12 protein-coding genes and 1 pseudogene are annotated in these 14,486 nt (G+C 67.3%); 10 read left to right on the top strand and 3 right to left on the bottom strand.

The window, feature by feature from the left end; all coding sequences use genetic code 11:
* Window positions 1-375: 375 nt before the first annotated feature.
* From HRU76_05660 to HRU76_05650, 3 genes are all read left to right on the top strand, one after another.
* On the top strand, window positions 376-1,122 hold the full coding sequence (locus tag HRU76_05660; protein ID QOJ19114.1) for a class I SAM-dependent methyltransferase: 747 nt from the start codon (window positions 376-378) through the stop codon (window positions 1,120-1,122).
* A 423-nt stretch (window positions 1,123-1,545) separates the two neighbouring features.
* Window positions 1,546-2,148 (top strand): hypothetical protein, encoded by a 603-nt coding sequence (locus HRU76_05655; protein ID QOJ17094.1) that lies wholly within the window; start codon window positions 1,546-1,548, stop codon window positions 2,146-2,148.
* A gap of 332 nt (window positions 2,149-2,480) precedes the next feature.
* Window positions 2,481-3,287, top strand: a complete 807-nt coding sequence (locus HRU76_05650) for a site-specific DNA-methyltransferase (protein QOJ19113.1) — start codon at window positions 2,481-2,483, stop codon at window positions 3,285-3,287.
* Between the two features lie 4 nt (window positions 3,288-3,291).
* Here HRU76_05650 and HRU76_05645 read toward each other — a convergent pair whose 3' ends face one another.
* Complete coding sequence (locus HRU76_05645) at window positions 3,292-4,314, bottom strand: hypothetical protein (GenBank protein ID QOJ17093.1); 1,023 nt, start codon at window positions 4,312-4,314, stop codon at window positions 3,292-3,294.
* Window positions 4,314-4,556, bottom strand: coding sequence for a helix-turn-helix transcriptional regulator (locus HRU76_05640; protein ID QOJ19112.1), 243 nt, complete (start codon window positions 4,554-4,556; stop codon window positions 4,314-4,316). The genes HRU76_05645 and HRU76_05640 overlap by 1 nt, the downstream gene beginning before the upstream one ends.
* A 336-nt stretch (window positions 4,557-4,892) precedes the next feature.
* Between HRU76_05640 and HRU76_05635 the strand changes: the two are divergent.
* The 3 genes and pseudogenes from HRU76_05635 (at window position 4,893) to HRU76_05625 (ending at window position 9,880) form a co-directional block, all read left to right on the top strand.
* Window positions 4,893-6,185, top strand: a pseudogene (locus HRU76_05635) (amidohydrolase family protein).
* Window positions 6,084-8,486: an amidohydrolase family protein gene (locus tag HRU76_05630; protein QOJ19111.1), complete on the top strand. Its 2,403-nt coding sequence runs from the start codon at window positions 6,084-6,086 to the stop codon at window positions 8,484-8,486. The pseudogene HRU76_05635 and the gene HRU76_05630 overlap by 102 nt, the downstream one beginning before the upstream one ends.
* A 65-nt stretch (window positions 8,487-8,551) precedes the next feature.
* Window positions 8,552-9,880, top strand: coding sequence for an amidohydrolase family protein (locus HRU76_05625; GenBank protein QOJ17092.1), 1,329 nt, complete (start codon window positions 8,552-8,554; stop codon window positions 9,878-9,880).
* A 121-nt stretch (window positions 9,881-10,001) separates the two neighbouring features.
* Here HRU76_05625 and HRU76_05620 read toward each other — a convergent pair whose 3' ends face one another.
* On the bottom strand, window positions 10,002-10,736 hold the full coding sequence (locus HRU76_05620) for a hypothetical protein (GenBank protein ID QOJ17091.1): 735 nt from the start codon (window positions 10,734-10,736) through the stop codon (window positions 10,002-10,004).
* A 282-nt stretch (window positions 10,737-11,018) separates the two neighbouring features.
* On the opposite strand from HRU76_05620, the gene pilM reads away from it, so the two are divergent.
* The 4 genes from pilM to HRU76_05600 are packed head-to-tail and all read left to right on the top strand — an operon-like array spanning window position 11,019 to window position 14,449.
* Window positions 11,019-12,263, top strand: a complete 1,245-nt coding sequence (pilM, locus tag HRU76_05615) for a pilus assembly protein PilM (GenBank protein ID QOJ17090.1) — start codon at window positions 11,019-11,021, stop codon at window positions 12,261-12,263.
* A gap of 17 nt (window positions 12,264-12,280) precedes the next feature.
* Window positions 12,281-13,042, top strand: coding sequence for a PilN domain-containing protein (locus HRU76_05610; GenBank protein QOJ17089.1), 762 nt, complete (start codon window positions 12,281-12,283; stop codon window positions 13,040-13,042).
* Between the two features lie 18 nt (window positions 13,043-13,060).
* Entirely contained in the window at window positions 13,061-13,660 is a 600-nt protein-coding gene (gene pilO, locus HRU76_05605; GenBank protein QOJ17088.1) for a type 4a pilus biogenesis protein PilO, read from the top strand.
* A 15-nt stretch (window positions 13,661-13,675) separates the two neighbouring features.
* The gene (locus tag HRU76_05600; protein QOJ17087.1) at window positions 13,676-14,449 is read left to right on the top strand and encodes a hypothetical protein; all 774 of its coding nucleotides are present in this window, start codon (window positions 13,676-13,678) and stop codon (window positions 14,447-14,449) included.
* Window positions 14,450-14,486 lie beyond the last annotated feature (37 nt).

Below are 14,486 nucleotides of genomic sequence, written 5' to 3'. Positions count from 1 at the left end.
GGGTCTGAGCGAGGGCGGCGTCATCCTGCATGACCGCGCGAACAACCCGGATTCACCGCTGAGCCGCTGACGTGGCGGAGACAGTGCCGAAACCTCGGGCTCAGCGCTCCCCGGGACGCTGCGGTGAAACCGGAGTTCGACGATCACCGCGATCCGGCGCCCCCGGCGCGGGAGAGCACGCCGGGATGGTTCTACACTGCCGCCCCCATGCCCACGCGATCTCCTTCCAGCATGCAGCGCGGCGCTTCGAAGCGTTCTTCGCGGTCAGCCAAGCGGCGCGTCGCCTCAACGCGTCCGGTCCGCGCCGCGAAGTCAAAGAAGCCCGGCTGGCGCAGCGCCTCGACCAGCGACCCGCAGGAGCTCTACGAACTCTCGGTGCAGGATCCGGACGCGGAGATGGACTTCATCGACCGCGTATGGACCGAGCGCCGAGGCCGCCTGGCCCGTACGTTGCGCGAGGACTTCTGCGGCAGCGCGATCGCCTCGTGCGCATGGGTGAAGCGCCGCCGCGAGAACCGCGCGTGGGGCGTGGACGTCAACCCCGCGGTGCTGGCGTGGGCCGCGGCGCGGCTGCCCGGGCGCCTCACCTCCGCCCAGCGACGACGCCTCGTGCTGGTGCAGGGCGACGTGCTCACGGCGCGCACGCCCAGGGTCGAATCCATCGTGGCGATGAACTTCTCCTCGTTCATTTTCAAGACGCGCCCGGCGATGCTGCGATATCTGCGCACCGTCCACGCCAACCTGGCAAGGGGCGGCATCTTCTTCATGGACGCCTACGGCGGCAGCGAGTCCTTCGAGGAGATGGAGGAGGAACGCGACCTGGACGGATTCACCTACGTCTGGGATCAGCACCTCTACAACCCCGTCACCGGCGAGGTCATCAACCGCATTCACTTCCGCTTCCCTGACGGCACCGAGATCCGCAGCGCCTTCGAGTACGACTGGCGGTTGTGGACCCTGCCCGAACTGCGCGAGATGCTCGAGGAAGCGGGATTCCGCCACGTCACCGTCTACTGGGAGGGCACCGACCCCGAGACGAACGAAGGCGACGGCGTCTTCACGCCCACCATGCGCGGCGAGGCGTGTCCCGGCTGGATCGCGTACCTCGTAGGGGAGAAGTGACTGGAAGTGCCGCGCCCTGGGTGGCGCGGCGCTCCGCGTCGCGTAAGTTCACCGGCGCCGTGTGCCACGGCCGTCTCGGCCGTGCGGGCGCCGCCGCGTCACAGCACAGCACGGCTCGCAGAGCCGTGGCACACCACCGGATGGCGCGAGTTCGTCGGCGCCGTGTGCCACGGCCGTCTCGGCCGTGCGGGCGCCGCCGCGTCACAGCACCACACAGCACGGCTCGCAGAGCCGTGGCACACCCATGCCAGGCCCCGATCCGCCGCCTGCGGGGCTTGATCCGTCCCGTCCCCTTTTTTCTGAAGTCGTGAAATTGACTCGGGCCGTTCGCCGAATATACTAGCACGCACTAACACATTGTCCGGCGTCGCGGGGTCGTCTGCCGGGCGGGTGCATCAAGGTCCGTTTCTCAGGAGTCGCATCATGTTGAACCGCACGCTTCTCGCTTCCATTCTCTGCACGCTCGCCGTCTGCGCCGTCGCCGCGGGGCTGGGCATGGGCGCGGGCCGGGGCTTCGCCGCGTCCGGCGGGGCCGGCCCGCAGGATGGGGCTTCGACCGCGCCGCGTGAGGCCGCCGCGTCCGGCGGGGCCATCCGCATCGGCACCTATGACAGCCGGGCCGTGGCGATCGCCTACGCCGGGTCGAAGTTCAACCCGGTGGGTGAGAAGATGAAGGAGTTCGAGGCCGCCAGAAAGGCGGGCGACGCGGCCAAAGTGAAGGAACTGGAGGCGTGGGGCCAGCAGCATCAGCGGCAACTCCACCGCCAGGGCTTCGCCCGCGTGCCCGTGACCGACCTGCTGGAAGCGGTGAAGGACCAGCTCCCCGCTCTGGCGAAGCGGCTGGACCTGGATGCCATCGCCTTCGAGGTCAACCACCGCGCCGAGGGCGTGGAGGCCGTGGACATCACCATGGAGCTGGTGGCCCTGTTCAACCCCTCCGAGCAGGCGCTGAAGTGGGCGAAGGAAGCGATGAAGCGTGAGCCGGTGGGGTTGGATGAGGTGGAGAAGAGCCACGGAAACAACTGAGCCGCAGACCACCCGGTCGGCCGAACTGGATGCTGATCGTCTGACGAGCGGATGATCAGCATCCATCCTTTTGCCTTCGACCCCATCCCCGACTGTGCTCCCCCTGTGTCGCCGCAGCAGAGCCGCCCGTGGAGACGCTGCGCCGCGAGGCGGCGTCGTCGCTGGCCGCGGCGCGGCTGGGGTGGACGGGGGCGAGAAGTAGGGCGCTGGTGTGGTTGGCCGAGGTTGTGTGAGCTGCTGTTGCTCCTCAACGCTACAACCAGTACCCTGATCGCATGGTACGGAACGGCGATGTCAGCGTGGCGACCATGACCAGTCCGGCGGCGACGCCGATGGACCCGATCGCCTCGTGGCTCGACACGGTGCAGTGCATGGACTGCGTTGAGGGGATGCGCCAGCTACCAGACGTCTGTATCGACCACGCGGTGTTCTCTCCGCCGTACGACCAGATTCGTACCTACAAGGGGTTCTCGTACGACCTCGCTCGGACCGGCGAGGAGCTCTTCAGGGTGCTCAAGGACGGCGCCATCGCCGCAATGGTCATTCAGGACCAGACGATCAAGTTCGGCAAGTCGTTGACATCCTTCCGCACGATCGTGGACTGGTGCGACCGCATCGGCTTCAAGTTGTTCGAGTGCGTCATCTATCGCAAGCACGGGTCGGAGGGCGCGTGGTGGACGCATCGATTTCGCGTAGATCACGAGTACATCCCACTGTTTCTCAAGGGCGACCGTCCGGCGTACTTCAACAAGGAGCCGCTGAAAGTGCCCTCGAAGCACGGCGGCAAGGTGATGAGCGGAAGCGGCAACCGGCGTACCGATGGGGAAACCAACTCCACGGTGCGTCGGCCGATCAATGAGATGAAGTGCCGTGGGACTGTCTGGCCCTATCTGATGGCCGGTGACAAGGATCCGCTCAAGCGGAAGCACCCGGCGGTGTTCCCGGATGCGATTCCGCGTGACACGATTCAGTGCTTCTGCCCGGAGGGGGGTATTGTTCTCGACCCGTTCATGGGGTGCGGAACGACAGCCGTCGCGGCGAAGCAGATGGGCCGCCATTTCATCGGCTTCGACATCAGCGCTGAGTACTGTGAACTGGTTCGGCAACGGCTTGGCAAGGACGCGAACCTCCTGTTCTGACCGGTCAGAAAACGCCGTGTGGGTCCAGTGTGTACTCGACACGGTCTCGCGCGGTGATCGCCCATGAAAGCGGCGACCGGTCCATGATCCCCCTGAACGCCGCGAGGTCGGTGACGTCGCTCGCGATGCGTTTCTCAAACTCGACCAGCCGCCATCCGCTCCACGTCCACATCGACTTCCGGTAGGGCCAGCCGGTCAACTCGCCAAGCATGGTAAGAAACGTCTCGATTCGCCCCCGTGGTTCATCGGCGTACCTCCACGTACGAGCCGATCCGCTTCCCGATTCGATCAGGTTGACGACGCGACCGTCGCCGCCGCGCTCCGTGATGGCGATTCGATCTCCGCGGTGTCCCGTCGTGCTCAACTCGTCACGGCGGCGCCAGAAATCGAGCATCTTCGTCATCACCTCATAGACACTGAGATCGGGGCTGTGAAACAGCGAATGAAGCGGACTCTCGGATCGTTCCACGCCAAGGTAGCGCATCCAGTCCCACGCGTTCTCGGTGTACTGGAGCAATATCTTGTAGACGCCATCGGCAAACAACAGTGGGCCTGCCGCAGTGGGCGGGACGGTGATCGGGAATCGCGCCGCGAGAGTGGGCAGGAGAAAGTGGATCGAAGCGAACGGGTACTTCCGGTTGAAGGCCCGTCGATCATGCGATCGCCAGTTATTGATGGAAAAACAGTCCGCGAATCTCACGTCCCAATCATCGGACCTGCGACCGAGATTGAACGCCAGCATGTGGTTCCCGAAACTCCGCACGCCTGCACGACAGATCTCCATGTCCACGTAGATGCAGCGGGACGGGTCCACTCCTGCGTCAACGACAAGCGCTTTGCCGTCGTAGAAGCCGCGGATTCGCCATCCGAGTGCATTGGAAAGCAGCAGCCCGCAGAGCTGACCGTCGGCGTCGGGGCTGAGAATGCAGTCGTGTCCGCTCCCCACCACCCACGGGTACCGAGCAATCACCGCCTCGACATCGAAAAGATCCGAGGCCGCCAGCACTGTTTCCAGAAGGGTTGGCATCACTCACTCCCTTCCAGGTCATACCTGCGGAAAAATTCGATCACGGTCATGTCCAACGCACGAACGAGTCGTGCCATGTTGACCAGTGCGATATTCCTGGCTCCTCGCTCGACATCGGTGATGTACGAGCGATTCAGCTTGGCGCGGACGGCGAGCGCTTCCTGCGTCAACCCAAGTTCCAATCGCCGTTCACGAACAGCACGACCGAATCGACGGCAGAGGATGTCACTCGGACGCGGCATAGCTCTTGGAGGGTCGCCGCCACACCCTCCTGCGTCCACCGGATTGGAGTGACATCGACCATCAGCGAAGCCGAGGGAAACGATGATGCCGTCCCACCCCCTCAACCTCCGCCCCGTAATCCGTTACCATGTGGAGCCGATTCGCCGGTCCGGCTGGACGCCCTGCCAATGGGTGGGACGGGGCGTCTCCCTTCGTCGGCTCGCCGGGCCGGTTCGGTGCGCCCATCGTTTGCGGGATGACTCGGCTCGACCGGGTGCTCGTGAGATCGCTTCACCTCGCCGCCCTTTGCCTTGCTGTCCTTCGCCTCGACAGTTCGCGCCGTCTGGAGTTTGCCCATGTTTCTCGCTCTTCGCCGCTCCTCGCTTGCCGCCCTCGCCACAGTCGCCGTTGGGATGGCGTCGGCGGTCGCTTCAGCCGCCGTCACCCTGTCCGTCTTCGCCCAGGATGAACCCATCAACGGCATGCGTCCGGCCGACCTTCGAGCGCACGCCATCGTCGGGGCCACGGTCGTTACCCGGCCCGGCGAGGTGCTGGAGGGCGCGACCATCCTCATTCGCGACGGCGTCATCGAGGCGGTGGGCGTGGGGCTCACCGTGCCGCGCGATGCGCGGGTGTGGGACGCCTCGGGCAAGCGCATCTACGCGGGGCTGATCGATCCCTCGGTGCTGGTGACGCCGGGCGTCATCGAGCGCGGGCCCGGTTCGCACTGGAATCGCCACGTTCGACCCGAGATCAACGCCGCCACGCGCGACATGCCGGGCGAGGCCGTCGCCAAGTCGCTGCGCGAACTGGGGTTCACGGCGGCGGCGGTGTACCCGGATGCGGGCATCTTCCGCGGCACGGGCGCGGTGGTGTCGCTGGCTGGCGATGGCAACCGTCCCGCCATGTACCGCGAGCGGGCGATGATGGCCGTGGGCTTCGACCGGGGCGGCGGGTATCCCGGCTCGCTGATGGGCTCGATCGCCGCGTTCCGCCAGACGTTGTATGACGCGCAGTGGTACCAGCGCTCGCGCCGGGTGTGGGAGGGCTACCCCCAGGGCAACGAACCCCCGCCGCGCTCCGACGCACTGGCCGCTCTGGATGATGTGATCTCGCGCCGTCAGCAGGTGCTCTTTGACGTGAGCGACGAGCACAACCTGCTCCGCGCCGCCAGGGTGATGCGCGAGTTCGACATCGAGGGCGTCATCCTCGGCAGCGGCACCGAGTTCCGGCGGCTGAGCGACGTGGTCGCCGCCGGACTGCCGATCATCGTGCCCGTCAACTACCCCGAGCGGCCGGATGTCTCCACGCTCACACAGGCGGACAACACCACGCTGCAGACCATGCTCACGTGGGAGCAGGCGCCCACCAACGCCAAGCGGCTGGCGGATGCGGGGGCCACCATCGCCCTCACCACGCACGCACTGCGGAACAAGTCGAACTTCCGGGCCAACGTGCGTCTGGCGATGGTCAACGGGCTGACGGAGGATCAGGCCCTCGCCGCGCTGACGACCACGCCAGCGCGGCTGCTCGGGCTGTCGCACGTGATGGGAACGATCGAGCCGGGCAAGGCGGCGAACCTGGTTGTCGCCGACGGACCGCTCTTCGCCAGGGACACCAAGATCCGCGACACGTGGATCGATGGACGCCGCTACGAGATCACGCCCCCCGACGCGCCGTCGTACAAGGGCGCGGGCCTGCTGCGCGTGGTAGCGGCGGACGGCCAGCCAGTCGAAACCAAGGTCGTCATCGACACCGCCAGGAAGACGCTGAGCATGGACCTGCCCACGGGCGAACAGGCCAGGGCGCGGACGATCACCTTCGACGGGACGCGGCTGTCCTTCCTCATCGAGGGCCGCCTGTTCGGACAGCCGGGCTACGTGCAGTTCACCGGCGCGCTGACGGATGGCTCCTTCACCGGTTCGGGCGCGATGCCTGATCTCTCGCGCTTCACCTTCACCATCACGCCCACGGATGATCCGGTGGAGGTCGCCGCCGCCGATGACGAGAAGCCGGAGGAGGGCGCCGCGGGCGAGCGGGCCGCCGCTCCCGGCTCCGGCCCCGGCATGGATGACGGCATCACCGGCGAGTGGTCGGCGATCGTCACCTCCGAGCAGATGCCCGACGGCATTCCCATGACTCTCACGCTGCGCTTCGAGCGAGGCGTGCTCACGGGCAATCTGTCATCCGACTTCTTCACGGCGGACATCACCGACGGCACGTTCGACCGCGCCTCGGGACAGGTGGCGTTCACCGTGACCGGCAGCGGCATGACCACGCGCACCGAGGCGACGGTGCAGGGCAACGCCATGACGGGGCGCGTCTCGGGTCAGGGCTTCAACGCCGACCTCGCCGCCTCGCGCAGCGTGCGCGCCGCCGCGAGCGGAGGAAGCGGCGCTGGAGGGCGCGGCGGGCGAGGCGAGGGGGCCGAGGAGACGCCCGCGCCCATCACCGTGATGTACCCGCTGGGCGAGTACGGGCTCTCCGAGCCGCCCAGGCCTCAGCGCGTGCTCATCAAGAACGCCACCATCTGGACCAGCGGTCCTCAGGGCGTCATCGAGAACGGACACATGCTGGTGGAGGACGGCCGCATCGCCGCCGTCAGCAACCGGCCCTTCGCGCCCGGAGCCATCGGGCCCGACGTGCTGGTGATCGACGCCACGGGCAAGCACGTCACGCCCGGGCTGATCGACTGTCACAGCCACACCGGCATCTCCGGCGGGGTGAACGAGGGCTCGCAGGCGGTGACCGCCGAAGTGCGCATCGCCGACGTCATCGACCCCGACGACATCAACTGGTATCGGCAACTGGCCGGCGGGCTGACCGCGGCCAACCAGTTGCACGGCTCGGCCAACCCGATCGGCGGTCAGAATTCGGTGGTCAAGCTCAAATGGGGAGGCGGCGCGGAGGACTTCCCCATCCGTGACGCCATTCCCGGCATCAAGTTCGCTCTGGGCGAGAACGTCAAGCGCAGCCAGAACCGCTATCCCAACACGCGCATGGGCGTGGAGACGATCATCCGCGACTCCTTCACCGCCGCCCGCGAGTACAAGGCGGAATGGGATCGCTACCTCGCCCTGCCGCGCGACGTGCAGGATCGCACCATGCCGCCCCGCAAGGATCTGGAGCTCGACGCCCTCGTCGAGATTCTCGAGGGCAAGCGGCTGGTCCACTGCCACTCGTACCGGCAGGATGAGATTCTCATGCTGATCCGCGTGGCCGACGACTTCGGCTTCAAGATTGGCACGCTGCAGCACATTCTCGAAGGGTACAAGGTGGCCGAGGCCATCGCCGCCCACGGCGCGGGGGCCAGCAGTTTCAGCGACTGGTGGGCCTACAAGGTGGAGGTGATGGACGCGATCCCCTACAACGGCGCCATCATGGCCGCCGCCGGCATCACCGTGTCCTTCAACTCCGATTCCAACGAACTGGCCCGCCGCATGAACACCGAGGCCAGCAAGGCGGTGCGGTACGGCGGGGTGTCGCCGGTCGATGCCCTCAAGTTCGTCACCATCAACCCCGCCAGGCAGCTGCGCATCGACCACCGCACCGGCTCGCTGGAGCCGGGCAAGGACGCGGACTTCGTCATCTGGTCGGGCGACCCGCTTTCAACGTACACCCGCTGCGAGCAGACGTGGATCGAAGGCGCTCGGTATTTCTCCATCGAGCAGGATCAGGAACTGCGCCGACAGGTGGCCAGAGAGCGGCAGCGGCTCATCCAGAAGATCCTCACGCTCGCCCACGGCGACCCGGCCAAGACAGGCGGGGGAGCGGGCGGCGGCGAGGGCGAAGGTCGCGGCGGTGAAGGCGCCGGTCCCGGCGGGCCGGGAGGAACAGGGGGGCGAGGCGGACGGCCGGGCGGAACGCGACCGACGCCGGGCGGAAACCCCGGAACCCCCGGAGGAACCCCGGGAACAGGTCAACCGGGTTTCCTGGTCGACTCGAAGTGACTCTCACGCGATTCCTGCATCGACTGACGACCAACAAACGATCACTGACAACAGAAGGTTCAACCATGGTTCGCCAACTTGCCCTGCTCACCATGTCATTGCTCGTCGCCGCCCCCGCCCTGGCCCAATCCGCCCAGGTGCCCGCGCCGCCTCAGCAGAAGCCCATCGTCATCGAGAACGCGGTGATCCATCCGCGGCCGGGCGAGACCATCGAAGGCCCGGCGTTCATCGTGTTCGAGAACGGGCGCATCGCGCAGATCGGGCAGGGCCCAGCGCCCGAGATTCCCGGGGCGCAGCGCTTCAACGCCGATGGACTGCACGTCTACCCCTCGCTCATCTCCACCGACACCACGCTGGGGCTCACCGAGACCGCCAGCGTGGATGTGACGCTGGACATGCGCGAACTGGGGGACTTCACCCCGGAGGTGAGGGCCGTGGTCGCCGTCAACCCCGACAGCGACCTGCTGCCGGTCACGCGGGCCAACGGCATCATGCTGGGGTTGACATTCCCGACGGGCGGGATCATTTCGGGCCGGTGCTCGATCATCCGCTACGACGGCTGGACGTGGGAGGAGATGGCCATCACGCCCGAGGCGGGGCTGGTCATCAACTGGCCTCGCACCGAGCCGGCCTTCTTCGGTCGCGGCTCGTTCCGCCCCGAGGGCGAGGGCGGCAGCCCGGCCGACCGCTTCAAGGAAACCATGAAGAAGATCGACGACTTCTTCGACGAGGCGAGCGCGTATCTGAAGGCCAAGGAGGCCAATCCCTCGCTCAACACCGACCTGCGCTTCGAGGCCATGCGCTCCACGCTCGAAGGCCGCACCCCCGTGTACGTGCGGGCCAACTCCGCCGGCCAGATCGAGTCGGCGGTGGCGTGGTCGCTGAAGCGCGGACTGAGAATCATCATCGTGGGCGGCAGCGAGGCGGATGAGGCGGCGGCGGTGCTCAAGAAGCACGACATCCCCGTCATCATCGGGGGCACGCACCGCGTGCCCACCCGCCGTCACGACGCCTACGACGACGCCTTCACGCTGCCCGCGCGGCTGTACGAGGCGGGCGTGCGATTCGCCATCGCCTCGGGCGCCGAGACGGCCCACGAGCGCGACCTCAACCACGTGGCCGCCACTGCCGCCGCCTACGGCCTGCCAAGACACGAGGCCCTGCGGGCGGTGACGCTTTCCGCCGCCGAAATCCTCGGCATCGCCGACCAGTACGGCTCGCTGGAGAGCGGCAAGAGCGCCACGCTCATCGTCACCACCGGCGACCCGCTGGAGATCACGAGCGACACCCTGATGGCCTTCATCGACGGGCGCAACATCGATCTGGGCAGCCGCCACAAGCGGCTCTACGACAAGTACCTCGAGAAGTACCGCCAGCTGGGCATCATCGAGTAGGACTGATTTCGCGGACGCCCGCACGGCCGAGACGGCCGTGGCACACGGCGCCGACCAACTCACGCCATCCGGTGGTGTGCCACGGCTCTGCGAGCCGTGCTGTGCGGTGCTGTGTCCGCCGTCACCGCCCTGCGCCGGGGTCCGCCATTCGCGTGCTGAGCAGCGGAATGAACTGGGGCGGCACGTCGCCTCCGGCGGCGCGGGCGGCGTGGACATGGCGCCACGCCGTCGCGGGATCGTCCAGGTAGTAGTGCCAGATCGCCAGTCGCTCGTGAGCGTCGGCGCGGGCGGGATCGAGTTCGGTCACCCGCGTCATCTCAGCGACGGCGTCGTTCGACTGGCTGTCGGCCCAGAGCATGGTCGCCAGTTTGAATCGCACGTCCGCGCGGGTCGGCTCGTCATCCAGCAGGGTGCGGTAACAGGCGATGGCCCATCCGGTCTCGCCCTTCATGTGACAGGCGTCGCCGAGGGCCTCGATGGTCTCGGGCGAGTCGAACCAGCGTGACAGGGCGTCGCGGTAGGCGCCGATGGCGTCAACGAAGCGGTTCTCGGCGAAGAAGCGCCGGCCATCACGGTAGTGACGGAAGGCGGCGTCAGCGTCCGGCGGCCCCTGGGGGTCGACCACCAGGCGACCCGTGTCGAAGTGCAGCCCGCGCGTGGCGGCCTTCCACGCCGCCTGCTTGGGGTTGTCGGTCGGGTCGGTGGTCGAGGCGACGAGGGAAACGTCAGAAGGGGCGGCGTCACGGGGGGCCGCCGTGACCGACTCGCCGGTTCGAGGCGTGGAGCAGCCGACCAGGGGCAGGAACGTCAGCGCCGACAGGCATGTCAGCGCCGGGATGTGGCCGTGGGTGCGCATGGGGGATACCTGAGCATGGTTGATTCGACCGCCGGAAGCAAGAACTGCAGCTTGAGGGCAGTGTACCTCATGGGTCTGGTTGATCTGAAGAAAAATTCGTCTTGTCAGCGGGGATATTACGGGACTTGTCTTCTCGTGCGATTGTGGGGCTGGGGGTTGTGCGGATCGGGGAGACGTGTTTCCGCCGGTACAGACCACCCAACCTCAACCGGTGGGTCGATCGGGTCGATTCGATGGGGTCGGAACGCGACCGTGGCGGTACGGGGCGCGGTTGGAGTCACCATGCCGATCTCGATGTTCACATCGCAGCCGTCGCCGATCGCCATCGACTTCGGCGCCGCGTCAGTGAAGGTGCTGCAGCTGGGGTCGGGCGACGACCCCGGCCTGGTGAGCGCCTGCGAGGTGGCGATTCCCGAGTCGGCTCGCATGGACGTGGGGAAGCGGCTGGAGTACCTGGCCGAGGAACTGCCCAAGGCGCTGCGCAAGGGGAAGTTCAAGGGGCGTCGGGCCACCTGCGCGATTCCCGGAGCGCACACGTTCGTGCAGCACTTCCAGGCCCCCACCTCGGGCGGCGCGGACCCGGATGAATACATCCGCACCCAGCTTCAGGTGTACACCGGCATGTCGCCGGGCAACATGGTCATCCGAACGGTCAACGTGACGGACGCGATCCATGAAAGCGGCCCGATCCGTGAGACCATCTGCTTCGCCGTGCCGCGCGACGTGGTGATGCGATACATCGATCTCATCAAGCGGTGTCGGCTGGAGGCGTCGAGCGTTCACAGCGAACAGCAGGCGATGGTGTGGGCGTACGGGCATCTGCATCGTCGTCAGGGGGATGACCGCATCACCAATCTGTTCGTGGACCTGGGGTGGAGCGGCACGCGCGTGGCGATCAGTCACGGCGCCTCGCTGGTGTTCGCCAAGGGCATCCCCATCGGGGGATGGCACTTCGATCAGCGCATCGCCGACACGCTGCACTGCGACCTGGCCACCGCCCGGGCGCACCGAGTGGCGGCGGCGGAGGAATCGCTGCGGGCGGCCACGCTGGCGGGATCGCGCGCCGCCACCACGGGCTCGGCGATCCTCGACACCGGGCTGATTCGCGCGCACGAGGCGCGGGAGGCCGGCGCCGTCTCGACCGCGGTGGCGACCGACCGTCGCGGCGCGGGACGACCCCGGTCGCTGCTGGAGGCGGGCGAGCGTACCGGGACCGCCCTGGCGCCCGGCGGGGTGGACTGCGGGGACCTGGTGGACTCGATCGTGGATGAACTGGCCATGTGCCTGCGCTACCACCAGTCATTCTTCGAGTCGCGTCCGGCGAGCCGGGTGATCTTCACGGGCGGGGAAGCGCGTCAACTGGAACTGTGCCGCGTCATTGCCGAGCGACTCGAGCTGCCAGCGATGCTGGGCGATCCGCTGGCGCGCGTGAAGGTCGAGGGCGGCGACGCGGGCAACGTGGCGTTCGGTCGCGTGCAGCCGGGCTGGTCGGTGGCCTGCGGTCTGTGCGCCGGGTCGGATCAGTGAACGGGAGAGCATGAATCATGGCTGACACGAGTTTCCTTCCCGAGGACTACCTGGCCCGTCAGGCGGAGCGGCGCACCAACGCGCTGTCGCTGACGCTGTTCGTGGTGGTGATGGCGGCGGTGTTCGGCGCGTTCCTGGTGACCAACCGCCAGGCGGCGCAGATCAAGGCGGCGCAGGCGTCGATCAACGCCCAGTTCAAGGAGGCGGCCCTGCGCATCGAGGAGCTCAACCAGCTCGAGGAGCAGAAGGAGCGCATGCTCAACAAGGCGGAGATCGCCGCCGCCCTGGTGGAGCGCGTGCCCCGCTCGATCCTGCTGGCCGAACTCATCAACCGCATGCCCAGCCGCCTGTCGCTGCAGGAGTTCCAGCTGCGTTCGGTGGCGGTGAAGAAGGCCCCGCCCAAGCAGTCGACGACGACGAGCCGCCTGTCGGAGCGCAAGTCGGCCGCCGACCGCGCCAAGACGAAGGAGGAGGCGACCGAGGAGCGGACGGTGCAGGCGCCGGAGTTCAACGTGGAGGTGGTGATGGTCGGGGTGGCCGCCACCGATCTGGAGATCTCGCGATATATCAGCGAACTCAACGCCTACCCGCTGCTGAAGGATGTGACGCTGAAGTACTCGGTGCAGACGACGATCAACGACGAGACGCTGCGCGAGTTCCGGGTGGAGATGCGGCTCGATCCGCGGGCCGACGTGCGCAACGTCAGGCCGCTGCTGGTGCCGCGCGGATGGGGCGCTCCGGTGGCGGGACCCCCGCGGACGACGATCCCCGGGCAGTGAGTCAAGGAGAGGTGGACCATGCGATTCGGACTTCGTGAACTGCTGTTCCTGGCCGTGCTCCTCTCGGTGCCGGTGGCGTCGTTCATCTTCGTCTTCAAGCCGCGCAACGAAGAGATCCGCCAGGCGGCGAAGGAAGTGGAGACCAAGACGGCCAAGCTCGACAAGCTGCGCGAGATCAGCGGGCGGATCGAGAACATCGGCGAGGCCATCGAGGAGTGGCGCGAGGCGGTGCGCATCGTCGAGGGCAAGCTGCCATCCGAGCAGGGCATCGAGGAGATTCTCGAGCAGGTGTGGAACCTCACCGAGAAGAACCGGCTGACCATCCTGGCGACCCAGGCCGAACCGGCGGTGCCCACCGCCGCCTACATGGAGCTGCCCCTGAAGGTGGAGATCATGGGTGACTTCGACGCCTTCTACCAGTTTCTGCTGGAGCTGGAGCAGCTGCCGCGCATCACGCGCGTGCATCAGTTGATGATCACGCGGGTGGGGTACGGCAAGTCGTCGCGCCGAGCGCCCAAGCCCAAGCCCGACGAGGTCATCCCACCCGGCGCCATGTACGCCGAGTTCACCCTGAGCATCTACTACGAGGCCGGGCGACGCGTCGCCTCCGGCCAGTGATCGGGAGAAGCCACCGTGCAATCCGAGCATCCCAATTTCACGACGTTCAACGCCGCTGGTCCGCGCCCCGAGTCGGGTTCTGAACCGGATGAGCGCGTCATGCCGCTGGGCGTGGGCGGGTTCGAAGGCGACGGCGCCGCGGGCGAGTCCGACGCGCCCCCCTCGCGCCGCTTCGGCTCCGGCACCATCCTGCTCATCGCGCTGGTGCTGCTGGCGGCGGGCGGGCTGTACTCGATGCGCTCCATCGCGCGGGCGGTGGCCTCCTCCAAGTCCGGCGACGCCGGCATCGAGAAGACCATCGAGTCGTTCCTCAACTCCATCGCCGGCAAGGACGAGCGCAACGCCGATCGCGTGCTGGTGGGCTCCGCCGAGGCCGGCGCGGGCGATGTGCTGGTGGACAACCGCACCGACCGCCAGGTGCCGCTGGACGGCGTGCAGAAGAATCCCTTCGTGCTGCCCGTGGAGGACAAGCCGGCGACGACGTCGTCCGCGCCCAAGCCGCCCACTGACAACGCCGCCGCCGAGGCCGCCCGGCTTGAGACGGCCCGGCAGGACGCCCGCGTCGCCTTCGAGAAGGCGTCCGCCAAGCTCATGGTCAAGATGATCATGCGCGACATGGCCAACGTGAGCGGTCGCGTGGTGCGCGTGGGCGACATCATCGCCGACGCCAAGTCCGACATCGAGTTCACGGTGGTCGAGATCACGCGGGACGCCGTGGTGATCCGCGGTGAGAAGCCCGAGATCGGGTTGACCCACGACATCACGCTGCGACTGCTCAAGCTGGATTGACCGCGGAGATGTCGCGTCGTCCGCGGACGCTCAAGGA

This window comes from Phycisphaeraceae bacterium (assembly GCA_015709595.1).
GTDB lineage: Bacteria > Planctomycetota > Phycisphaerae > Phycisphaerales > SM1A02 > CAADGA01.
This window is presented reverse-complemented; position numbering and strand designations above follow the sequence as displayed.